The following is a 22,217-nucleotide window of genomic DNA, read 5'->3' on the forward strand; positions in this document are numbered from 1 at the left end:
GGGAACCACGTTTTGGAAGGAGCCGCAGCATGTCCGCCGCCACCCAGGAGCGCATGCCCGCTCTGTACCTCAGCCACGGCGCGCCGCCCCTGGCGGACGACCCGGTCTGGCCCGGTGAACTGGCCGTCTGGTCCGCGGGCCTGCCTCGTCCCAAGGCCGTCCTGATCGTCTCCGCCCACTGGGAGGAGGCCCCGCTCGCCCTCGGCGCGACGGAGACCGTCCCGCTCGTCTACGACTTCTGGGGCTTCCCCGAGCACTACTACCGGGTGAAGTACGACGCTCCCGGCGCACCGGAGCTCGCGGAGTCCGTGCGCAAACTGCTGCGCGCCCCCGGCATCCCCGTCCAGGACGTCCCCGACCGCGGTCTCGACCACGGCGCGTACGTCCCGCTGGTCGAGATGTACCCGCAGGCCGACCTCCCGGTCCTGCAGGTGTCCATGCCGACACTCGATCCGGTCCGGCTGATGGAGATCGGCCGCAAACTCGCCCCGCTGCGGGACGAGGGCGTGCTCATCGTCGGCTCGGGCTTCTTCACCCACAACCTGGCCGCGCTGCGGCAGGGCGGCATCCCCGCGTGGTCGGCCGAGTTCGACGACTGGGGCAGGCGGGCGCTGGAGGCGCGTGACGTGGACGCCCTGCTCGACTTCACCCACAAGTCCCCCGCGGGGCAGCTGGCCCACCCGCGCACCGAGCACTTCGCCCCGCTGTTCGTGACCATGGGCGCGGCCGACGCGGCGGGTGAGCTGGACACGCAGAGGTCCGTGATCGACGGGTTCTGGATGGGGCTGGCGAAGCGGTCGGTCCAGTTCGGCTGAGGCGGGCCGGGGCGGCGGCGAGCCCGCGGATTCGGCTGAGGCGGGCCAGGGCGGCGCCGAGCCCGCGGAGGCGCTCTACAGCGGCTTCTCGTACCAGGCCACGTCCCAGTAGCGCCCGAACTTGCGGCCGACCTCCTGGTAGGTGCCGACGTGCCGGAAGCCGAAGCGCTCGTGCAGCCGGGCCGACGCCTCGTTCGGCGGCACGATGCCCGCGTAGGCGCGGTGGATGTCCTCGCCCGCCAGCGCCTCGAAGAGGGCCGTGTAGAGGAGTGTGCCGACGCCACGCCGGCCGGCGCTCGGAGCGACGTACACGGTCGTCTCCACGGACGTGGCATAAGCGGGCTTCATCCGGAAAGGGCTGGAAGTGGCGTAGCCCAGGATCTCCTGTGTATCCGGCTCCGTGGCAACCATCAGGCGGTGCGGCCCGTCTTCAGGGTGGGAGAGCAGCCAAGGGCGGCGCTCCTCCGGAGTGAAGATCGCGGTATCGAATGTGATCGCCGTCTCACCTACATAGTGGTTGTAGAGGGCCGTGAGGGCTTCGAGGTCACCCTCGACCCCCGGCCTGACCTGCACCTCTGTGGACTCTGGCGGCATCCGGCCTCCTCGTGTGGCCGGACAGGGTACTGCATGATCAGAAAAATCGGGGGCCGGGTTGGGAATTCTGTCCTGATTCCAGTCGTTGTTTCCTTCGGATGCAGGGCACCCGAGGAGAGTCCGGAGAGTCCCGGAAGACGGAGTCCCGCGTCCGAAGGACCACCCGCTGACCTCACCATCGCAAGGGAGCTCGCATGGCAACCCGTGCCGTCGCCCGTCGTCAGTCCGCCACCGGCGAGACGGCCGACGCGGCAAGCAGTGTTCGCGCCCATGGCGGCGAGATCGCCGACCGCGACCTGGTCGGCATGTACCTCGACGAGATCGCGCGCACACCGCTGCTCGACGCCGCCAAGGAGGTCGAGCTGTCGCAGATCATCGAAGCGGGTGTGTTCGCCCAGCAGATCCTCGACGGCCTGGAGGAGAACAAGGCCGGGGCTTCCCCCGAGGAGCTTCAGGCCCTGGTCGACGCGAGCGAGCGCGCCAAGGACGTCTTCATCCGCTCCAACCTGCGCCTCGTCGTCGCCGTCGCCCGCCGCTACCCCCGCAGCGGCCTGCCGCTGCTGGACCTGATCCAGGAGGGCAACGCCGGCCTGGTGCGCGCGGTCGAGAAGTTCGACTACCGCAAGGGCTTCAAGTTCTCCACGTACGCGACGTGGTGGATCCGCCAGGCCATCACCCGCTCGATAGCCGACCAGTCCCGCACGATCCGCCTGCCCGTCCACCTCGTGGAGGAGCTCGGCAGGATCCGGCGTGTGCAGCGCGAGTTCAACCGCGAGCACGGCCGGGACCCGGAGCCCGCGGAGATCGCGGCCGAGCTCGGCTCGACGCCGGAGCGCGTCACCGACGTGCTGGACTGGGCCCGTGACCCGGTCTCGCTGAACATGTCGGTGGACGACGAGGGCGAGACGCAGTTCGGCGACCTCCTGGAGGACACCTCGGCGGTGTCGCCCGAGCAGTCGGTGCTCACCCTGCTGCGCAGCGAGGAGCTCGACGACCTCATCGGCCGCCTCGACCAGCGCACGGCGTCGATCATCAAGATGCGTTACGGCATCGAGGACGGCCGCGAGCGCACCCTGACCGAAGTCGGCAAGGAGCACGGTCTGACCCGCGAGCGCATCCGGCAGATCGAGAAGCATGCGCTGCTGGAGCTGAAGAAGCTGGCCCGCAGCACCGGGTTCGACGCGGCGGCGTAAGGCTCGGCCCCGTGTCCCCGGCGTCGGGCGTCGGTCACCTCGGTGAGCGTCCGGGCGTACGACCCGTTCCCACGGCCAGTGGTGACGGACCGTGTGCGCCCGGGGGTCACCGCGTACGCCGGGTGGCGAAAGACCGCGCAAACATGGCGATGTAACGCTGCTTCAATCCGCGGACTCAGGGAACAAGACTTCTGGGTCCACCAGTTCGGGCCCGGGGCCACGCCCCTTGACCCCTACAGCCAGGTCCCGTCGCACTCCCCCCGGCGCCGGGACTTTCCCCGAGACCGGGCTTCGGCGTCCTTCCCCCCGGACGCCGGGGCCCGGCTCTCTGTTCCTGGAGGGCGGGCCACCCCGTACCTGAACCACGGGGTGGCCCGCCAGTGGCAGATTGTGTCACATGGGCATAGCCTGCCGGGCGTGAGCAGCACCACCCCTACCCCGCCTCCGTCCTCACTGACCGAGCGGCGGAAGGCCGAAACACGTATGGAGATCGCCCGGGTGGCAGCCGGTCTCTTCGTACGGCACGGCCTGCGTGCCACCCGCGCGGAGGACATCGCCCAGGCCGCCGGTATCGCCCCGCGCACCTTCTACCGGTACTTCGCCACCAAGGAAGAGGCGGTCGCCCCGCTGTATGCGACCGGCGCCCAGCGCTGGGTGGAGGCGGTGCGGGCCGCTCCTGCCGACGCCGGTGTGCTGCGAGCCCTGGAGCAAGGGGTGCACCACACCCTCACTCCAGGGGTGGGCGTCTCGGTGTCCTCCTGGGAGTGGGTCCGCACACTCCTGCGCCTGGCTGAGGCGACCCCCTCCCTGGGCAGGGTGTGGGCGGAGGTGTGCCAGGCGTCCGAGCGGCGTCTGGGCGAGGTGATGGCGGAACGGGTGACACGTGTCGGGTCGTCGGGGGCCGAGGGGGTGCGCGACGCTGGTGAGGCGTCTGTAGCTGGTGGGGGCTCTGGGGCATATGGGGCCTCTGAAGTCGGTGGGGCCGGAGGAGTCGGTGGGGCCTCTGGAGTCGGTGGGGCCCGAGCAGTCGAGTCAGCCTCCGGAGTCGGTGGAGCCTCCGGAGTCGGCGACAACGTTGCCGTGGCCGGTGAGGCTCCCGTGGTCACCGCCGACCTCCGCTTCGCCGCCGCCGTCGCCAGTGCCGCCGTACGGGCCGCGTTGGAGGCCTGGGCCGCGGGGGACGGGCCCGTCGAGGGCCCGGACGGCCCGGCGGAACTCGCCCTGCGCAATCTCGCGGCCCTGCGGGACTTCCCGTGGGGACAGTGACACGACGGCTCACACCCCGCCCGTGTCCCGCACCACGCCCACCTCCCGCATTCCGCCCGCGTCCGGTGCTCCGCCCGCGTCCGGCACGCCCACCCCGGCCGCGTCCGGCGCCCCGGCCGCCCTGGTCAACCGTGCGCCCAACTCCCTGACCGCCGTCACGAGTTGTTCCGGCTCGTGCACCACGAAGTCGCACTCCAGCATCGCCAGCCGGAACGCCACCCACTGAACGGCGTCGCTGACGGATCCCCGTAGTCGGCAGCTGCCGTCGTCCAACGGCTCGGGCGTGCCCAGCCAGTCGGGTACCCGGGCGGCGACGAAGTCGGCCGGTGCGGCGAACGTGACCTCGAAGTCGTAGGACCGGTGCCGGTGTTGCATGGAGCGCCGCAGGTACTCCGCCGCGTTGCCCGTGGGCAGCTCGCGCGGCACGAAGCGGGCTCCGGTGGCGAACGGTTCGCTGACCCGGTCGACGCGGAAGGTGCGCCAGTCGTCCCGGTCGATGTCGTAGGCCACCAGGTACCAGCGGCGGCCCGTCGACACCAGCCGGTAGGGCTCCGTCAGGCGTCGCGACTCGGTGCCGTCCGCGGTCCGGTAGGCGAACCGCAGCCGTTCGTGCCCGGCCACCGTGGAGGCCATGACGGTCAGCGTCTCGGGCGCGATGCTCGGCCCGTCCCCGCTGGTCAGCGGCGTCGTCGCCGCCTGAAGGGTGGTCACACGGTGGCGTAGCCGCCCGGGCAGGACCTGCTCCAGCTTGGCCAGGGCCCGCACCGAGGCCTCGTCCAGGCCCTCCACCGCGTGCCCCGCCCCGGCGCGCAGGCCGACCGCGATGGCCACTGCCTCCTCGTCGTCGAGCACGAGCGGGGGCATGGCCTTGCCGGCGACCAGCCGGTAGCCGCCGTCGGCGCCCTTGGTCGCCTGCACGGGATAGCCGAGCTCGCGCAGCCGGTCGATGTCCCGCCGCACCGTGCGGCGGGAGACCCCGAGCCGCTCGGAGAGCTCACCGCCGGGCCATTCGCGGGGCGTCTGGAGAAGGGAGAGAAGCGTCAGCAGCCGAGCCGGGGTGTCCGTCGTCATACCGATGAGGATGGCGCACCACTAGGACACGATCTGACCTATTACCGGTCTACCTTCGGAGCATGAACTCCACCGACAGCACCCTCGGCACGGCGGGCGGCGGGACCGACCGCCGGCGCTGGTTCGCCCTCGCGATCGTGATGACCGCGGCCTTCATGGACCTCGTCGACGTGACGATCGTCAACGTCGCCATCCCGTCGATCCAGCGGGAGGCGGGCGCGTCGTTCAGCCAGATCCAGTGGATCACCGCCGGTTACGCCCTCGCCTTCGCCGCCGGCCTGATCACCGGCGGGCGGCTCGGCGACATCCACGGGCGCAAGCGGATCTTCCTCGTCGGCATCGGCGGGTTCACGGTCGCCTCCGCGCTGTGCGGCCTCGCGGTGAACCCGGAGATGCTGGTCGCCTCGCGGTTCCTGCAGGGCGGCATGGCGGCGCTGATGGTGCCGCAGGTGCTGTCGATCGTGCACGCCACCTTCCCGGCGCACGAGCGGGGCAAGGTGTTCGGGCTGTTCGGCGCGGTCGTCGGCCTCGGAGCCGTGTCCGGTCCGGTCCTCGGCGCGCTGCTGACCGAGTGGAACCTGTTCGGCTGGGAGTGGCGGTCGATCTTCCTGATCAACCTGCCCGTGGGTGTCGCCGGCCTGATCCTCGGCAGCCGCTTCATCACCGAGTCCAAGGCGCCGCGCGCCCTGAAGCTGGACCTGGTGGGCGTCGCGCTGGTGACGCTGGGCCTGCTGATGCTGCTCTACCCGCTCATCCGCGGCCGCGAGCTGGACTGGCCGGTGTGGGGGTACGTCTCGATGGCCGGGTCGCTCGTCGTCCTCGCGGCGCTGGTGGCGTACGAGAGGCGCAAGGCCGCGCGGGACGGCTCCCCGCTGGTCGAGCTGTCGCTGTTCAAGGTCAAGAGCTTCGCGGCCGGGATCGCCGTGCAGACCGTCTTCGGTGTCGCGCTCGGCGTGTTCTTCCTGGTGTGGACGCTGTACATGCAGTTCGGGCTGGGCTGGAGCCCGCTGAAGGCCGGGCTGACCGGGGTGCCGTTCTCGATCGCCGTGTCCGTGGCCGCCGGGATGTCGGTGCAGAAGCTGGTGCCGCGCTTCGGGCGCAAGGTGCTCCAGACGGGCGCGCTGGTGATGGCGGCCGGTGTGCTGCTCTACATCTGGGAGTCCGGGCACTACGGCCTGTCCATAGCTGCGTGGCAGATGGCCCTTCCGCTGGTCGTGATGGGCGTGGGCATGGGGCTGATCGTCGCGCCGCTGACCGACGCGATCCTCTCGGAGGTGCCGCGCGAGCACGCCGGTTCGGCGTCGGGACTGATCAACACCGTGCAGCAGATGGGCAACGCGCTGGGACTCGGCCTGGTGTCGGTGGTGTTCTTCGGCACGATCTCCGACCACCTGCGGCCCGAGCAGATCGGTCCCGCCTTCGTGGACGCGTTCCAGAACGCGCTCGGCTGGGTCGCGGCGGTGCTGGGCACCATCTTCCTGCTGATGTTCGCGCTGCCGAAGCGGCCCGCGCAGCATGTGGAGGGCGAGCAGGCGCCGACGGGGGAGAAGGCAGCGGTGCTGGTCTGACCGCGGGAAACGGGCCCGGCACCTCGGTGCCGGGCCCGTCCGCGTCTCCGCTCCCGCTATCCGCTCCCGCTATCCGCTCCCGCTATCCGCTCCCACTCCCGTTCCCGCTCCCCATGCCGTTGCCGCTCCCGCTCCCGCTCCGGCTCCCGTTCCCGCTCTCCGTTCCTCCTCATGCCCGATTGAGTCCGAACCTGTTTACTTTGCGGAAATCTCGGCGTAGCCTCCCGCTGAAACCACACGTTCGGGCATGAGGCGGAGGTGAACGGACATGTACGCACCGGAGCGGCAGCAGGAGATCCTCCGGCTCGCCCGTGACGGCGGCCGAGTGGATGTCGTGTCGCTGGCCGAGCAGTTCCAGGTGACGGCGGAGACGATCCGCCGGGATCTGAAGGCCCTCGACCGCGCCGGACTCGTCCGCCGGGTGCACGGCGGGGCCATCCCGGCCGGGCGCCTCGACTTCGAGCCGGATCTCGCCGAGCGCGAGACCACCGCCGCCGACGAGAAGGACGGCATCGCCAAGGCGGCCCTCGCGGAACTGCCCACCGAGGGCACGGTGATCCTCGACGCCGGGACGACGGTGGCGCGGATGGCCGCCGCCCTCCCCCTGGAGGCCTCCCTCACCGTCGTCACGCACAGCCTCCCCATCGCGGCCCGCCTCGCCGACCACCCCGGCATCCAGCTCCACCTCATCGGAGGGCGCGTACGGCATCGCACGCGCGCCGCCGTGGACGCCTGGGCGCTGCGGGCATACGGCGAGATCCGCGCCGACGTGCTGTTCGTGGCCGCCAACGGCTTCTCCGCCGAACACGGCCTGACCACCCCCGACCTCGCCGAGGCCGCCGTGAAGCGCGCGGCCGTGGCCGCCGCCCGCCGGGTGGTGCTGCTCGCCGACTCCTCCAAGCACGGCCAGGAGCACTTCGCCCGCTTCGGCGACCTGAGCGATGTGGACCTGCTGATCACCGACAGCGGGCTGAGCCCCGAAGACGCCGTCGCGATCGAGCGCGGCGGCACGGAAGTAGTGCGCGCATGATCCTCACCGTCACCCCCAACCCGTCCCTGGACCGCACCTACGAGGTGCCGTCCCTCGACCGCGGCGAGGTCATCCGCGCCACCGGCGAGCGGATGGACCCGGGCGGCAAGGGCGTGAACGTCTCGCGCGCCGTCGCCGCGGCCGGCCGGCGCACGGTGGCGGTCCTGCCCCTGGGCGGCGCTCCGGGCGCCCTGGTCGCCGACCTGCTCGACCAGCAGGGCATCGAGGTCGCGCCCGTTCCGGTCGCCGGAGCCACCCGCTCCAACATCGCCCTCGCCGAGTCCGACGGCGTCCTGACGAAGATCAACGCGCCGGGCCCCGAACTCTCCGGCGCCGAGCGCGAACTGCTCCTGGAGACCGTACGGCAGCAGTCCCGCGACGCCTCCTGGATCGCCTGCTGTGGCAGCCTCCCGCGTGGCCTCGCCCCCTCCTGGTACGCCGACCTGGTCGCCCGCGCGCACGCCGCAGGGGTCCGGATCGCCCTGGACACCTCCGGGCCCGCATTGCTCGCGGCCCTGCGCGAGCGGCCCGACGTGGTCAAGCCGAACGCCGAGGAACTCGCCGGAGCCGTCGGCCGCCCCCTCGCCACCGTCGGTGACGCCGTCAAGGCCGCCGAGGAACTGCGCGAGATGGGTGCCCGGGCCGTCCTCGCCAGCCTCGGCGCCGACGGGCAGCTGCTCGTCTCCGCGGAGGGCGCCTGGTTCGGCAGCGCCCGCGTGGCCGCCGTCCGCAGCAACGTCGGCGCCGGTGACTCCTCCCTCGCCGGTTTCCTGATCGCCGGCGGCAACGGCCCCGAGGCCCTGGCCTCCGCGGTCGCGCACGGTGCCGCGGCCGTCCAGCTGCCCGGCAGCGTGATGCCGACGCCGAGCGACCTGGACCCGGCAGCGGTGACGGTCACGTCCGAGGTCCCGGCGGACCGTGTGCTGAAGGAGCCGGTGTCATGACGTACGACGAGCAGGGCGCGCCTTCGCCCGAGCCGCAGGCCTCCTCCCCGTTACTCGCGGGCCTCACCTCCACCCCCGTCACCCCCCACCGCACCCCCGTTCCCCTCCCCGCCCACCCCTCCCACCGGGCGATACGCGTGCTAAGGAGCCCGCGATGAGCGACATGATCACGGCGGACCTGGTCGACCTCGGCCTGTCCGCCGACACCAAGGAAGCGGCGGCCCGTGCCCTCGCCGAGCGCATGGTGGCCCTGGGCCGGGTGACCGACCTGGACGGCTTCCTCGCCGACGTGGCAGCCCGTGAGGCCCAGATGCCGACCGGCCTCGACGGCGGCATCGGCATCCCGCACTGCCGCAGCGAGCACGTCACCGAGCCGACCCTCGCCTTCGGCCGCAGCGCCGAGGGCATCGACTTCGGCGCCCCGGACGGCCCCGCCGACCTGATCTTCCTGATCGCCGCGCCGGCCGGCGCGGACGACGCCCATCTGACGATCCTTTCGTCGCTGGCCCGGCAGCTGATGAACAGCGAGTTCACCGACGCCCTGCGCGCGGTGAGCGACGCGCCGGCCGCGGCGGCCCTGATCCGCGGCGACGAGCCGGACGCACCCGCACCCGCGGGTTCCGAAGACACCGTGGCGTCGGCGGGAGCGGCCTCTCCCGCCGCCGCCACGGTCACCGCGGACGACACCACCACCGAAAAGCCCTCCGCGGAGCGCCCGTTCCGCATCGTCGCCGTCACCTCCTGCCCCACCGGCATCGCCCACACCTACATGGCGGCCGAGTCGCTGGAGAACGCCGGCCGGGAGGCGGGTGTCGAACTCACCGTGGAGCCCCAGGGCTCGGCCGGTTTCACGCGGCTCGACCCGCAGGTCATCGCCGCGGCGGACGCCGTGATCTTCGCCCACGACGTGCCCGTGCGGGAAAAGGAGCGGTTCGCCGGCAAGCCCACCGTCGACGTCGGGGTGAAGGCGGGCATCAACCGCGCCGCCGAACTCATCACCGAGGTCCGAGAGAAGGCGGCACGCGGCGAGGTCACCTCCGGATCCGCTCCGTCCACTCCCGTGGAGCGCGCGGGCGAGTCCGGCGAGGGCTACGGCACCAAGCTGCGCAAGTGGCTGATGTCCGGCGTCAGTTACATGGTGCCGTTCGTCGCGGCGGGCGGTCTGCTCATCGCCCTCGGATTCGCGATCGGCGGCTACAAGATCAACAAGGCCCCGTCGGTGATGGACCACTTCCTGTGGACGCAGGCCGACAGCTGGGCGGCCCTGCTCTTCCAGATCGGCGGCGTCGCCTTCGGCTTCCTCGTCCCGGTCCTGGCCGGCTACATCGCCTACGGCATGGCCGACCGGCCCGGCATCGTCCCCGGGTTCGTCGGCGGCATGATCGCGTTCAACATCAACGCCGGGTTCCTCGGCGGCCTGGCGGCCGGTCTGATCGCCGGTGGCGTCGTGATGGCGATCCAGAAGGTGAACGTCCCGGCGGCGCTGCGCGGCATCATGCCCGTGGTGGTGATCCCGCTGATCTCCGCGGCGATCGTCGGGTTCCTGATGTTCGTCGTCATCGGCAAGCCCATCGCCGAGGCCCAGAAGGGCATGACCGACTGGCTGAACGGCCTGTCCGGCAGCAACGCCATCCTGCTCGGCACCCTCCTCGGCCTGATGATGTGCTTCGACCTCGGCGGCCCCGTCAACAAGGTCGCCTACACCTTCGCCACGGCCGGTATCGCGGTGGCCAGCCCCAGCGACTCGGCGATGAAGATCATGGCCGCGGTGATGGCGGCCGGCATGGTCCCGCCGCTGGCCATGGCCCTGGCCACGACCGTCCGCGGCAAGCTCTTCACCCAGACCGAGCGTGAGAACGGCAAGGCCGCCTGGGTGCTGGGCGCCTCCTTCATCTCCGAGGGCGCGATCCCCTTCGCGGCGGCCGACCCGCTGCGCGTCATCCCGGCCTCCATGGCGGGCGGCGCGGTCACCGGCGCCCTGTCGATGGCCTTCGGCGCCACCCTGCGCGCCCCGCACGGCGGCATCTTCGTGGTCCCGCTGATCGGCAACCCGTTCCTCTACCTGGTCGCCATCGCCGCGGGCGTCTGTGTCACGACGGCCCTGGTCGTCGTCCTGAAGGGCATGCGCAAGCCGGCCCTGGGCGCCGCACCGGCCTCCGGCGAGAGCGGCGCGGTCGGGACGACGGAGACGAAGCAGCCCGTCGCGGCGTGAAACCGGTGCGAGTTCGTCCCATTCGGGTCGTGTGAACCGTTCATGCCACCTGCGAGATAGATCACGAAAATCACGGCCCGGGACCGAAGTCCCGGGCCGTGGTGTCTACTGGGGCGCATGCCCGAGCACGTCTCCCGATGGCCCGAAGGCCACCCGCTCCCCGCCCTCCCGCAGCAGCGGCAGACGGGCCACCGGTCGGAGTCCGTGGAGCTGACCGCCGAGGAGAGAGACGCCTTCACCGAGCTGGTGCGCCGGCTCGGAGACACAAGCGCCTGAGGAACCTCGGCTCTGCCTCAGGACAGCTGCGCCGCCCGCCGTTCCATCGCCTCGCGCGCCGCGTCCTCGCTGGCGTACACCTCACACATGTGCCGCCCGTCCGGCGTCGCCGTGTGCTCGACCTCCCAGAGGGAGACCTCCTCGCCGTCGCGCAGCAGGAACGCGTGCTCGTAGAGCGAGAAACCCAGCCCCGCCCGGCCCGCGCGGCACGGCCGGCCGAAGGCCTGGGTGATCTGGTGCCCGGACGCCGTGGCCAGCAGGGCCGCCGTGTCCACGCCCGGCCGGTCCACGTTCTCCGCCCGGCGCAGTAACCTGCGCGCGTGGTCCGCCGAATCCTCCGGGGCGTACGCGTGCCGCGGGGTGGGGACCGGCGACAGCTGCACCGTCACCGGCAGTTCGAAGTCCGGGGTGTCCGGCGGCAGCGGCAGCCGCGTGGTGGCGGCGCGCAGCTCCTCCTCGTCGACGTACACCTCGTGCTGCGGTTCGCTGCCCGGTGCGGTGTTGTGGACGAGCTCCCACAGGGTGAGCGCCGAACCGTCGGGGAGCAACCACGTGTGCCGGTACGTCTCCCGGTGCAGGCCGGCGCTGTGATGCGCGGAATGCAGCGAGCCGTCGTGCGCCAGTGCGCAGTCCAGCCGCCTTATCGCCTCGTCCGGTAGCTCGAAGGAGTTCAGGGCGCGGCCGAGGAGCCGCGCGAGGTGCTCCTCCGGAGTCTCGGGCGAGTCGTGGGGTTCGTACGCTGCCGTCTCGTACGGAACGCTCAAGGTTTCTCCCGGCGTTGCTGCATGTCACCTTGTGGGTGCATACCGTAGCCCCTCGGCCGGACATCATGTCCGGGAACCGAGAAAACGTACGTCCGGTGAAACGCGCGGGCCGCGCGAACGGTTCCCGCGCGGCCCCTTCGGTCCGTCAAAAACCCCAGTCGGGACGGTTGCCGGCAGTCTCGCAGCCGGTCAGGAAGCGCTGTCCGCCGTCCACTGGCTCCACGCCATGTTCCAGCCGTTGAGCCCGTTGTCCGGCGCCACCGTCTTGTCGGGGGAGTTCTTCACGATCACCACGTCGCCGATGAGGGAGTTGTCGTAGAACCACTTGGCGGGCGTGCTGCCTCCCGCGCCCTGGACGTCGGCGAGTCCCACGCAGCCGTGGCTGGTGCCCTGGCGGCCGAAGGGCGGGTTGCCCTTGTTGTACCAGTAGTTGCCGTGGATGAACGTGCCCGACGTCGTCAGACGCATCGCGTGCGGCACGTCAGGGATGTCGTACTCGCCACCCAGCCCGACCGTCCGGCTGTTCATCCGCGTCTGGACGAACTTCTCGGAGATCACCATCTGCCCGTTGTAGGTGGTGTGCTCCGGACTGCCCGCCGAGATCGGGATCGTCTTGAGGGTCTTGCCGTCCCGGACCACCGTCATCGTCTGCGTGTTGACGTCCACCGTGGAGACCTGCGAACGGCCCACCGTGAAGGTGACCGTCTTCTTCTGCACGCCGTAGACGCCGTTCGCGCCCTCGACCCCGTCCAGGTCGATCTTCATCGTCACCTTGGAGCCGGCCTTCCAGTACTCCTCCGGCCGGAAGTCGAGCCGCTGCCCGTTGAACCAGTGCCCGACGACCTGCTGCCCGCTGCTGGACGTCACCGTGATGTGCGACTGCACGGCCTTGCGGTCGGTGATGGCCTTGTCGAAGGTGAACGACACCGGCATCCCCACGCCGACCGTCGTGCCGTTGTCCGGCGTGTACGTGCCGATGAAGCTGTTCGACGACGTCACCGTCGTGAAAATGGAGTTGGCCGCCGCCGTCCGGCCGTCCGCGTCCTTGGCGGTCGCGGATATCTGGTACTTGGTTCCGCGCTCCAGCTGCTCCTTCGGCTTCCAGACCTTGCCGTCACCGGAGATCGACCCCGCGACGGCCTGGCCGCTGCCCGCCACCGTCATCTTCACGTCGGTCAGCTTGCCGTCGCTGACCTTCACGCCGGTCGCGTTGATGGACGCGCCCGTCGAACCGTCCTTCGCCGAGATGGCGATCTTCGCGACGGACGTCTTGGTCCCGGCCTTGCCGCCCTTGTGGTCGTCCTTGGCGTTGGCGCTGCCGCCGCAGGCGGTGAGGGTCAGGGCGCCGACCACCAGGGCGGCACAGGCCCCCAGAGTGCGCCGCGCTGAAATGTTCGGCGTTGTCACGGGCTGCTCCCAGTTCGTGTGATGTTGCGTGATCCGCTCCAGTACGTGGGAGTAGAGGGGCCCGGGGGCCGGTCGGGTTCCGTCCGTTCCCCATGAAGGCCCTCACGTGACAGAACCGCGACATTTTCCGGGCCCGCTGTGCAACCCCTGTGCGCAGGGCGCCCGTTCAACGGCCCGCGTACAGCTCCCCGTACGAAGGCCACGCCCCGCCCGGACCGTCCACCGGCTGCGCGGCGCGCACGGCCCGGACGATCGCGCGCGTCACCACGTCGGCGCCCGCCGCCAGGACCTCGTTGAGGGCGAGCGGGTCCGCGACGTCCAGGGCGCGCTCGCCGGTCGCCAGCGTGAACACCGTGTCCCCGTCGTTGAGGAGATGCACCGGACGCACCGCGCGGGCGATGCCGTCGTGCGCCGTGCCGGCCAGCTTCTGCGCCTGCGCCTTGGACAGGTCCGCGTCCGTGGCGACCACGGCGAGCGTGGTGTTGAGCGGCGGTGGCGTGCTCCTCGCGGCCGTCTCGGCGAGACGCCGCTGCGCGGCCGCGTGGATCTCCGCCCCCGGGTACTCCACCCGGCCCTGGAACAACTCCCCGTACAGCACCCCCGTTTCCGGATCCACCGTCGACCCCGCCGCGTTGGCCACCACCAGCGCGGCCACGGTGATCCCCGAGCCGAGCACCGTGCTCGCGCTGCCGACACCGCCCTTCATCGCACCGACCACGGCTCCCGTGCCCGCGCCCACGCACCCCTGGGGCACCTGGGCGCCCGGCTCGCTCGCCGCGGCCGCCTCGACCGCCGCCCGGCCGGTCGCCGCGTCCGGCCGGGCCCGGAAGTCACCGCCCCGCCCCAGATCGAAGACGCACGCGGCGGGCACCACCGGCACCACATGCGCCGGGTCCGCCCCGACCCGGATCCCACGCCCCCGCTCCTCCAGCCAGGCCATCACTCCCGCCGCGGCATCGAGCCCGTAGGCGCTGCCCCCGGTCAGCACGACCGCCTCGACCTTGCGCACCACGTTGCGCGGGTCGAGCGCGTCCGTCTCCTTGGTGCCGGGGCCACCGCCCCGCACGTCCACGGCCGCCACGGCCCCGCCCTCCGGGGCGAGTACGACCGTGGTGCCGGTGAGCCAACCGTCGCCGGTGCGGGTCGCGTGCCCCACCCGCAGGCCGGTGACATCCGTCAGTGCGTCAACTGTCATGGGGCACAGTCTCGTCCAGCCGCCGAACCCCACGGACGCACCGAGCCGGCGGACGCCGCGTCGAGGCCGTTGACGCGAGCGTGCAGGGACAGCGGGTGTGCAAGGGACAGCGGGTGTGCAAGGGACAGCGGGTATGCAGGGACAGCGGCCGGGCAGGCAAAGCGGGCGTGGAGGGGAAAGCGGGGACAGCGGGCGGGCAAGGGACAGCGGGCGTGGAGGGGAAAGCGAAGGTGCTCACCCGAGGCGCGTCGCCGGCCGGCTCCCCCCGGCCACCCGGCGCGCGGCCACGGTCTCTCCGGCCACCACCGACAGCGCGCAGACCACCCCCGCCGTGAACACCGCCCAGTGCCCGAGGAACGTGCAGCAGATCACCAGCAGGGCCGTCGTCGGCAGCACCAGCTGCTGGGTGATGCCCCGCTTGAAGTGGCGCGAGTGCAGGGCCCACACCGTGAGCAGGTACAGAGCCGTGGGCAGGGTCACGGCAGCCGACGCCGCCAGCGTGGAGATGTGCGCCTTGCCGACCGTCTCCTCCACCGCCACCTCCAGCCCGGCCCCGATCGCGGCTGCGGACGCGAACACCAGGTAGTGGCCGTACCCCCACAGGAACGCCTGCCGGTTGGATCGCAGATGGCCGTGGATGGGCACCACGAAGTAGATCCACCAGGCCGCGAAGACGACCAGCAGCCCACCCGCCGCGATGGGGAGGAGCTCGCCCAGCGCGTCGTTCTCGTCGATGCCGGACTTCACGGCGACCGTGGCCGCTGCGATCGTCTCGCCGAGCACGATGATGGTGAACAGCCCGTACCGCTCCGCGATGTGACGGGGATGCCAGGACGTGGTGTGACCTCTCTCCGCGAGGGGCGGCACGCACATCTCCAGCAGCGCCATCACCAGGAACCACCAGGGCCGGGCCCCCTCGGGCAGGAACAGCAGCCCCAGCCAGCCGACCTGGCACGCCAGCACGCCGCCGGCGTAGCGCAGGGCCGTCGTGCGCTCCGGGCCCTTCCCGGCCCGGGCCGCCCGCAGCCACTGCGTCGCCATGGCCACCCGCATGATCGCGTAGCCCAGCCAGACCACGAGGTAGTCGTGCTCCTCGAACGCCTGGGAGACCCCCGCCGCGAGGACCAGCACACCCGCGATCTGCACCAGTGTGACGACCCGGTAGAGCACGTCGTCGTTGTCGTAGGCCGAGGCGAACCAGGTGAAGTTCATCCAGGCCCACCACAGGGCGAAGAACACCATCGCGTAGTCGAGGATGCCCTGGCCCGCGTGCCCCTGGGCGACGGAGTGCACCAGCTCGATGCCCGCCTGGGCGACGGCCACGACGAAGCACAGGTCGAAGAAGAGCTCCAGCGGTGAGGCCGTCCGGTGCGCCTCGTCGCGGCCGCGGGCCCGGAGCCTGCGCAGCGGTCCCCGGCCGCCGGGCGCGTCGGAGGGGACGTGCGGGGGAGTGGGGCTGGACGTCATGCGTCCCAGCACAACAGAAGGCACGGGGAATGTCTCCGCGACCGTACCCTGGTTGCATGAGTACCGTCCCCGGCGCCGAGCCGCGCGAGCCGAAGCCCGCGCTGGTCTTCGACGATCCGCTCGACCAGCAGTCCTCCGACGACACCGACCGCGGATGGGGCGAGCGCACCGACTCCGGCGGCAGTGCGGCGGACCTCAAGCGCTTCCTGGACGAGAAACCTCCCCACCACCTCTGAACCGGCCGGGCGGCTGCCCGCGCCCGCTCCCGAGCTGCCCGCGCCCGCTCCCGAGCTGCCCGCGCCCGCTCCCGAGCTGCCCGGACCGCCGCCTGCGGCGCCGTTCCTGCCCGGACCGCCGCCCACAGCGCCGTTACTGCCGGTCGTGTCCCGAGCCGCGCTGGGCGACCAGGGCGTCCCGGATCTCCTTCAGGACCTCCAGCTCGGTCACCTCGATGATCTCCTGCGCGCCCTCCTTGGCCTTGCGGCGGGCCTCCAGCCGGGCCAGGTACTTCGCCATGGGCAGGACCATCAGGAAGTAGACGACCGCCGCGGTGATCACGAAGCTCAGGGTGGCGCCCAGGACGGACCCCCACAGGATCTGGATGCCCTTCTCGCCCTCGCAGGAAGAGCTCAGGCACGAGCTGTAGTGGTCGAGGTTCTTGGTTCCGATGGCACCGACGACCGGGTTGATGATCCCCTTCACCACGGCGTTCACGATGTTGGTGAAGGCGGCACCGATCACCACCGCCACCGCCAGATCGACGACGTTCCCGCGCATCAGGAAGGCCTTGAAGCCCTGCAGGATGCTCGACTCCTTCTTCTCGCTCACCTCGGGGCGTCTCCTCACACGAGCAGCTTGTGGAACAAAACGCTCCGCAACCTACGTCAACGCCGGCCCGCACCGAGAACCTGGGTCCCTCCGGAGTCACCACAACGTCACCGCCAACCGCCCGGTGGCACCGGCACCGGCCAGCCGCGCCGCGACGGCCCGGGGCACCGACAGCACGACCAGCGCCCCGTTGTCGCCCGCGCCCTCCACCGGCTCCGGCACCTTCGTCACCCTGGCCCCGCGCGCGACCACCCGGGCATCGCCGCCCGGCACCGCCCCCTCGGCGGCGATGACGTCGACCCGGTCGCCGGGCCGCAGCAGCCGCACGGTGGCCGCGTCGGAGATCCGGACCGGGGCGGTCACCGACCCCACGGCATGATGCGGGTGCACGGGCTGCCGCCCGGGCAGCGTCGCCGTGTGCGCGGGAGGCCGGGCCCGGGGATGACCACGGGGCCCGTCGGTGTCGCGCGGACCCGCCGCCACGAGCGCCGTCGCGGTGACCGCGAGTCCGACGGCCAGGGCCCGCCGGCGGTTCCGGACGAGCCGGCCGGAGCGGTGACCGCCGCGCACCCGGACCGGGTCGAACCGCGGCACCTCACGGGTCGCGGGCACCTCCGCCCCGGGCGGGCCCGAGGCGAGCGACCAGGAGGGGGGAGAGGAGAGGACCGAGGAACGAGCGAAGGGCACGGGGACCACCACCTGCGACGAGGGACCGGCTTGCGCTCCCCACGATGAGGCTTCCCGGCGCCGCCCGCTCGGGCCTGTGGACCCACCGCCGGGCTGTGGACAACTCCCTCACCCGAACGGCGAGTTCCGCTCTCCCCCGGCGGCGAGGTCGGCGACGATGTGCACCCCCGGAGACGGGGGCCTGCCGCCTACGGCAGCACGAACCCCGGAGACCGGGGCCTGCCACCTACGGCAGCACGAACCCCGGAGACCGGGGCCTGCCACCTACGGCAGCACGAACCCCGGAGACGGGGGCCTGCCGCCTACGGCAGCACGAACCCCGGAGACGGGGGCCTGCCACCTACGGCAGCACGAACCCCGGATCCATCCCGCCCAGCGCACTCGCACACAGACAGTCCCGCTCGCTCTCCCCGGGCAGCCCGGCCACCGCGTCGAACAGCACCCCCCGCAGCCGGTCCACGTTCGCCGCGAACACCCGGAGCACCTCGTCATGCGAGACCCCCTCACCCGTCTCGGCACCCGCGTCGAGGTCGGTGACCAGGGTCAGGGACGTGTAGCAGAGCTCCAGCTCACGGGCGAGCGCCGCCTCGGGATGGCCGGTCATGCCCACCACCGACCACCCCTGCGCCTGGTGCCACAACGATTCCGCACGCGTCGAGAAGCGCGGCCCCTCGACGACGACCAGCGTGCCGCCGTCCACCGGCTCCCAGTCCCGGCCACGCGCCGCCTTCAGTGCGACGGCCCGCCCGGCGGGGCAGTAGGGGTCGGCCAGCGACACGTGCACCACGTTCGGCACCGAGCCGTCGGGCAGCGGCAGCCCGTCGAAGAAGGTGCCCGCGCGGGACTTCGTGCGGTCGACCAGCTGGTCCGGGACCAGCAGCGTGCCCGGCCCGTACTCGGGGCGCAGGCCGCCTACGGCGCACGGGGCGAGGACCTGGCGCACGCCGACCGAGCGCAGCGCCCACAGGTTGGCGCGGTAGTTGATCCGGTGCGGCGGCAGGTGGTGCCCCCGCCCGTGCCGCGGCAGGAAGGCGACCCGCCGGCCGGCGACGTCACCGACGAACAGTGAGTCGCTGGGCGGCCCGTACGGGGTGTCGACCTGGATCTCGGTCACGTCGTCGAGGAAGGAGTAGAACCCCGAGCCGCCGATGACGCCGATCCCGGCGCCTGCCTGGTCCGTCGCCTGGTCCGTCGCGTTCGCCTTGTTCGCCATGCCCGCACCCTAACCGCAGGCGGAAACGCCGAGGACCCCGTCGCCCCGAGGGTGACAGGGTCCCGTAAGAATCAGGCCTTACGCGGCGGTGGTGCTGCTGGAGGAGCTGCCGGCGCTCGACGACGAGCTGGAAGCGGAGCTCGACGAGCCGGAGTCGGAGGACGACGACCCCGAGGACGAGGTGCTCGACGACTTCGCCGGGGAACTGCTCGACGAGGAGCCGCGGCTGTCGTTCCGGTAGAAGCCGGAGCCCTTGAAGACGATGCCGACCGCCGAGAACACCTTCTTCAGGCGGCCCTTGCAGTTGGGGCACTCGGTGAGGGCGTCGTCGGTGAACTTCTGCACCGCCTCGAGGCCTTCGCCGCACTCGGTGCACTGGTACTGGTAGGTCGGCACTGTCTTCCTCCTGGCACTCTCACTCGATGAGTGCTAACGACGATCCATAGTGACGTATTCCGGCCGCTCAGTCCACTGCCACCGGCACGCGGTGACCCACGCCACGTGCGACGGTCCGGCCGTTGCCCCGCGCCACCAGCCGGGAACGCAGGGCCAGGAGGGTCACCAGGGCAAGCAGTGTGCCGCCCATCGGCACCAGGAAACCGGCGCCTCCCCAGAGGCGGTCCTCCAGCTGTCCGGCGACCGTGACGGCGGCGGCCTGGCCGAGCGCCACCGCCCCGGTCAGCCAGGTGAAGGCCTCGGTGCGGGCACCGGCCGGGACCAGGTTGTCGACCAGGGTGTAGCCGGTGATCAGGGAGGGCGCGATGCACATGCCGACCAGCAGGCCGAGGCCGGCCAGGACCGGCACCGAATGGGCGGCCCACAGGCCCGACGCGGTCAGGGCGAGCGCCGCGTAGCCGACGACCAGGCGCCGCTGTGGGGCCGCCTTCCAGGCGATCGCGCCGCAGACCACGCCGGAGAGCATGTTGCCCGCGGCGAAGACGCCGTAGAGGACCCCGTTCATGCCCGGTTCGCCGATCGACTCGGTGAATGCGGCCAGGGAGACCTGCATGCCGCCGAAGACGGTGCCGATGCCCAGGAAGGTCACGATCAGCACGCGCACCCCGGGGACGCGCAGGGCCGAGGCGTGCTCCACGCGCGCGTGCCCGCTGCCGGCCACCGAGGGCTGCGTGCTCCTCTGTGCGGCGAACAGCAGGCCGCCGATCAGGGTCAGCGAGGCCTCCGTGACCAGTCCGGCGGCCGGGTCGACGGCCGTGCACAGGGCGGTGGCCAGCAGCGGGCCGACCACGAAGGTCAGCTCGTCCGTGACGGACTCGAAGGCGGCCGCGGTGGTCATCAGCGGCGAGTCCTTGAGCTTGACACCCCAGCGGGCCCGCACCATCGGGCCGACCTGCGGAACCGAGGCGCCGGTCGGCACGGCCGCAGCGAACACCGCCCACAGGGGCGCGTCCAGCAGGGCGAGCGCCGTGAGGGTCAGCCCCGCGACCGCGTGCAGCAGCACTCCCGGGATCAGTACGGCGCGCTGCCCGTAGCGGTCGGCGAGGCGTCCGCTGTAGGGGGCGAACAGCGCCATGGAGACACCGGTGACGGCCGCGGCGGCGCCCGCCGCCCCGTAGGAGCCGGTGGTGTGCTGCACCAGCAGGACGATGGAGATGGTCAGCATCGCGAACGGCTGGCGTGCCGCGAAGCCGGGGATCAGGAACGTCCAGGCGCCGCGGGTGCGCAGCAGCCGGCCGTATCCCGGGCGGGCGGAAGCCGTCGGGTTCTCCGACGCCTTCGAGGTGACCGTGGACGCCACGGCCCGTGCCTTTCTGCCGCCTGGTAGCGCGGCCCCGTAGCGGGCGGCGCCGAGAGCTGTCCTCTTGCGCGGAACTGCGGTAGATGCCGGGGCCCGGTGAGGAGGGGTGTCCCGACCGCCATACGGTCGCGCCAGCTCTGCGTCAGGCAGAGTTGGTTCGATCTGGGTTACGCCTTCATCGTACAGGGATCAAGGTGGTGTGGGCCTGTGAAAGTGAGCACCATGGCCTGCGCGCCCTGTGAATCACAAAGGGTGCAAAGTGCCCTCTCAAGCGCTGTTCCCGCCCGTCCCCAGCCAGCCGGCCAGCTTGCCGCCGTGTCCCACGGCCCGCAGCCGGTTCTCGGTCGCGTCCCGGACGGGATCCGTGGCGACCACGAGGAGCTCGTCTCCCCGCTGCAGAATCGTCGTCGGCAGCGGCACGAAGGACTCGCCCCCGCGCACGATGAGCGTCACGGCGGCACCGTGCGGCAGCCGCAGCTCGGCCACCTCCACGCCGTGCATCTTCGATTCGCCGGGGATGGCCACGGACAGCAGGTGCCCGCGCAGCCGCTCCAGCGGCGCCGACTCGATGCCGAGGTCGGCGGCCTCCGAGCCGTCGCCGAGCCGCAGCTTGCGGCCGAGCCAGGGCAGCGTCGGGCCCTGGATCAGGGTGTAGACGACGACCAGCACGAAGACGATGTTGAAGATCCGGCGGCTGGCGTCGACGCCCTGCACCATCGGGATGGTCGCCAGGATGATGGGCACGGCGCCGCGCAGCCCCGCCCAGGACATCAGGGTCTGCTCCTGCCAGGGCACCCGGAACGGCGACAGGCAGAGCACCACGCTCAGCGGCCGGGCCACCATGGTCAGGACCAGCCCGATGACCAGCGCGGGGACGATGTCGTCGCCCAGCTCGTGCGGGGTGACCAGCAGGCCGAGCAGGACGAACATGCCGATCTGGGCCATCCAGCCGAGCCCGTCGGCGAACCCGCGCGTGGCCGGCCAGTGCGGCAGCCGCGCGTTGCCCATGACCATCGCGGCGAGGTACACCGCGAGGAAGCCGCTGCCGTGGGCCAGCGCGCCGGCCGCGTACGCCACCACGGCGATCGCCATGACGGCGATCGGGTAGAGGCCGGACGCGGGCAGTGCCACGTGCCTGAGGCCCCAGGAGCCCAGCCAGCCCACCGCGAGCCCGATGGCCGCGCCGATGGCCAGTTCCCCCACGATCACGCCCAGCAGCGTGTACCAGTGATCGACCGGGCCGGCCGTGGACAGGGACACCACGAGGATGACCACCGGGGCGTCGTTGAAGCCGGACTCCGCCTCCAGCGTGCCCGTCACGCGCGCGGGCAGCGGGATCTTGCGCAGCACCGAGAAGACGGCCGCCGCGTCCGTCGAGGAGACGACCGCCCCGATGATGAGCGCCTGCCGCCACTCCAGCCCGATCAGATAGTGCGCGGCCGACGCCGTCACCCCGACGCTCACCGCGACACCGGCCAGCGCCAGTGCCGTGGCGGCCGGCAGGGCCGGCTTGATCTCCTTCCACTTCGTGCCCAGACCGCCCTCGGCCAGGATCACGACCAGGGCCGCGTATCCGATGACCTGGGTCAGTTCGGCGTTGTCGAAGTGGATGTCGCCCACGCCGTCCTGGCCCATGGCGACGCCTATCCCCAGGTACACGAGCAGGCTGGGGAGCCCGCTGCGCGAGGAGATCCGTACCGCTGCGACGGCGACGAGCAGGACGAGCGAGCAGACGAGCAGGAGCTGGTTGAGGTGGTGAACAGTCAGCGGCCGAATCCTTCCCTGGCCCGCACGCACGCGCGCGTGGGCTCACGTACATCGCACATGAAGCGGTGGCGCAGCGCGCCAACTACTTCGTTACCTTACCTAACTCTTGACGATTTCTTGACGCTTGCGAGGGTGAGATCGAACGTCAGTCCGTGCCGGTTCCC

21 protein-coding genes are annotated in these 22,217 nt (G+C 71.8%); 9 read left to right on the top strand and 12 right to left on the bottom strand.

Annotated features, from left to right (window positions below; translation table 11 throughout):
• The first annotated feature begins 29 nt into the window (after window positions 1-29).
• Complete coding sequence (locus AB0B29_RS10650; RefSeq protein ID WP_362236741.1) at window positions 30-815, top strand: dioxygenase family protein; 786 nt, start codon at window positions 30-32, stop codon at window positions 813-815.
• 75 nt (window positions 816-890) lie between these two features.
• Here the strand turns inward: AB0B29_RS10650 and AB0B29_RS10655 are convergent, their stop codons facing one another.
• Complete coding sequence (locus tag AB0B29_RS10655; RefSeq protein ID WP_362236743.1) at window positions 891-1,409, bottom strand: GNAT family N-acetyltransferase; 519 nt, start codon at window positions 1,407-1,409, stop codon at window positions 891-893.
• A gap of 194 nt (window positions 1,410-1,603) precedes the next feature.
• Between AB0B29_RS10655 and AB0B29_RS10660 the strand changes: the two genes are divergently transcribed.
• Together AB0B29_RS10660 and AB0B29_RS10665 are read left to right on the top strand one after the other, a co-directional pair.
• Window positions 1,604-2,602, top strand: a complete 999-nt coding sequence (locus AB0B29_RS10660) for a sigma-70 family RNA polymerase sigma factor (protein ID WP_031107295.1) — start codon at window positions 1,604-1,606, stop codon at window positions 2,600-2,602.
• A gap of 417 nt (window positions 2,603-3,019) precedes the next feature.
• Complete coding sequence (locus AB0B29_RS10665) at window positions 3,020-3,868, top strand: TetR/AcrR family transcriptional regulator (protein WP_436845821.1); 849 nt, start codon at window positions 3,020-3,022, stop codon at window positions 3,866-3,868.
• A 9-nt stretch (window positions 3,869-3,877) separates the two neighbouring features.
• Here the strand turns inward: AB0B29_RS10665 and AB0B29_RS10670 are convergent, their stop codons facing one another.
• Window positions 3,878-4,939 carry a helix-turn-helix transcriptional regulator gene (locus AB0B29_RS10670; RefSeq protein WP_362236746.1) on the bottom strand — a complete coding sequence of 354 codons (1,062 nt, stop codon included), beginning with the start codon at window positions 4,937-4,939 and terminating at the stop codon, window positions 3,878-3,880.
• Between the two features lie 62 nt (window positions 4,940-5,001).
• Between AB0B29_RS10670 and AB0B29_RS10675 the strand changes: the two genes are divergently transcribed.
• The 5 genes from AB0B29_RS10675 (at window position 5,002) to AB0B29_RS10695 (ending at window position 10,969) form a co-directional block, all read left to right on the top strand.
• Window positions 5,002-6,507: an MFS transporter gene (locus tag AB0B29_RS10675; RefSeq protein WP_362236748.1), complete on the top strand. Its 1,506-nt coding sequence runs from the start codon at window positions 5,002-5,004 to the stop codon at window positions 6,505-6,507.
• Between the two features lie 268 nt (window positions 6,508-6,775).
• Window positions 6,776-7,537, top strand: a complete 762-nt coding sequence (locus AB0B29_RS10680) for a DeoR/GlpR family DNA-binding transcription regulator (protein WP_362236751.1) — start codon at window positions 6,776-6,778, stop codon at window positions 7,535-7,537.
• Window positions 7,534-8,481, top strand: a complete 948-nt coding sequence (gene pfkB, locus AB0B29_RS10685) for a 1-phosphofructokinase (protein WP_362236754.1) — start codon at window positions 7,534-7,536, stop codon at window positions 8,479-8,481. The genes AB0B29_RS10680 and pfkB overlap by 4 nt, the downstream gene beginning before the upstream one ends.
• 154 nt (window positions 8,482-8,635) lie before the next feature.
• Window positions 8,636-10,693: a PTS fructose transporter subunit IIABC gene (locus AB0B29_RS10690; RefSeq protein WP_362236757.1), complete on the top strand. Its 2,058-nt coding sequence runs from the start codon at window positions 8,636-8,638 to the stop codon at window positions 10,691-10,693.
• Between the two features lie 117 nt (window positions 10,694-10,810).
• Window positions 10,811-10,969, top strand: a complete 159-nt coding sequence (locus tag AB0B29_RS10695) for a hypothetical protein (protein ID WP_362236760.1) — start codon at window positions 10,811-10,813, stop codon at window positions 10,967-10,969.
• A 17-nt stretch (window positions 10,970-10,986) separates the two neighbouring features.
• Here the strand turns inward: AB0B29_RS10695 and AB0B29_RS10700 are convergent, their stop codons facing one another.
• The 4 genes from AB0B29_RS10700 to AB0B29_RS10715 form a co-directional block, all read right to left on the bottom strand.
• Window positions 10,987-11,733 (bottom strand): DUF6227 family protein, encoded by a 747-nt coding sequence (locus AB0B29_RS10700; RefSeq protein WP_362236762.1) that lies wholly within the window; start codon window positions 11,731-11,733, stop codon window positions 10,987-10,989.
• Window positions 11,734-11,922: 189 nt separating this feature from the next.
• Window positions 11,923-13,140 (bottom strand): L,D-transpeptidase, encoded by a 1,218-nt coding sequence (locus AB0B29_RS10705; protein ID WP_362236765.1) that lies wholly within the window; start codon window positions 13,138-13,140, stop codon window positions 11,923-11,925.
• Window positions 13,141-13,306: 166 nt separating this feature from the next.
• On the bottom strand, window positions 13,307-14,335 hold the full coding sequence (locus AB0B29_RS10710) for a P1 family peptidase (protein WP_362236767.1): 1,029 nt from the start codon (window positions 14,333-14,335) through the stop codon (window positions 13,307-13,309).
• 234 nt (window positions 14,336-14,569) lie between these two features.
• Window positions 14,570-15,802 carry a low temperature requirement protein A gene (locus tag AB0B29_RS10715; protein WP_362236770.1) on the bottom strand — a complete coding sequence of 411 codons (1,233 nt, stop codon included), beginning with the start codon at window positions 15,800-15,802 and terminating at the stop codon, window positions 14,570-14,572.
• 56 nt (window positions 15,803-15,858) lie between these two features.
• Here AB0B29_RS10715 and AB0B29_RS10720 point away from each other — a divergent pair, with 56 nt between their 5' ends.
• On the top strand, window positions 15,859-16,038 hold the full coding sequence (locus tag AB0B29_RS10720) for a hypothetical protein (RefSeq protein WP_362236773.1): 180 nt from the start codon (window positions 15,859-15,861) through the stop codon (window positions 16,036-16,038).
• Between the two features lie 133 nt (window positions 16,039-16,171).
• Here the strand turns inward: AB0B29_RS10720 and mscL are convergent, their stop codons facing one another.
• From mscL to AB0B29_RS10750, 6 genes are all read right to left on the bottom strand, one after another.
• Window positions 16,172-16,630, bottom strand: a complete 459-nt coding sequence (gene mscL, locus AB0B29_RS10725; RefSeq protein WP_362236776.1) for a large conductance mechanosensitive channel protein MscL — start codon at window positions 16,628-16,630, stop codon at window positions 16,172-16,174.
• A gap of 96 nt (window positions 16,631-16,726) precedes the next feature.
• Window positions 16,727-17,317 carry a hypothetical protein gene (locus tag AB0B29_RS10730; protein WP_436845822.1) on the bottom strand — a complete coding sequence of 197 codons (591 nt, stop codon included), beginning with the start codon at window positions 17,315-17,317 and terminating at the stop codon, window positions 16,727-16,729.
• Window positions 17,318-17,657: 340 nt separating this feature from the next.
• Complete coding sequence (locus tag AB0B29_RS10735) at window positions 17,658-18,530, bottom strand: S-methyl-5'-thioadenosine phosphorylase (RefSeq protein ID WP_362236778.1); 873 nt, start codon at window positions 18,528-18,530, stop codon at window positions 17,658-17,660.
• Window positions 18,531-18,608: 78 nt separating this feature from the next.
• Window positions 18,609-18,926, bottom strand: coding sequence for an FmdB family zinc ribbon protein (locus AB0B29_RS10740; RefSeq protein WP_362236781.1), 318 nt, complete (start codon window positions 18,924-18,926; stop codon window positions 18,609-18,611).
• A 67-nt stretch (window positions 18,927-18,993) separates the two neighbouring features.
• The gene (locus AB0B29_RS10745; RefSeq protein WP_362236783.1) at window positions 18,994-20,286 is read right to left on the bottom strand and encodes an MFS transporter; all 1,293 of its coding nucleotides are present in this window, start codon (window positions 20,284-20,286) and stop codon (window positions 18,994-18,996) included.
• 267 nt (window positions 20,287-20,553) lie between these two features.
• Window positions 20,554-22,083 carry a potassium/proton antiporter gene (locus AB0B29_RS10750; protein ID WP_362236785.1) on the bottom strand — a complete coding sequence of 510 codons (1,530 nt, stop codon included), beginning with the start codon at window positions 22,081-22,083 and terminating at the stop codon, window positions 20,554-20,556.
• Between the last annotated feature and the right edge of the window lie 134 nt (window positions 22,084-22,217).

The sequence above is a fragment of the Streptomyces tibetensis genome, assembly GCF_040647715.1.
Taxonomy (GTDB): Bacteria; Actinomycetota; Actinomycetes; order Streptomycetales; family Streptomycetaceae; genus Streptomyces; species Streptomyces tibetensis_A.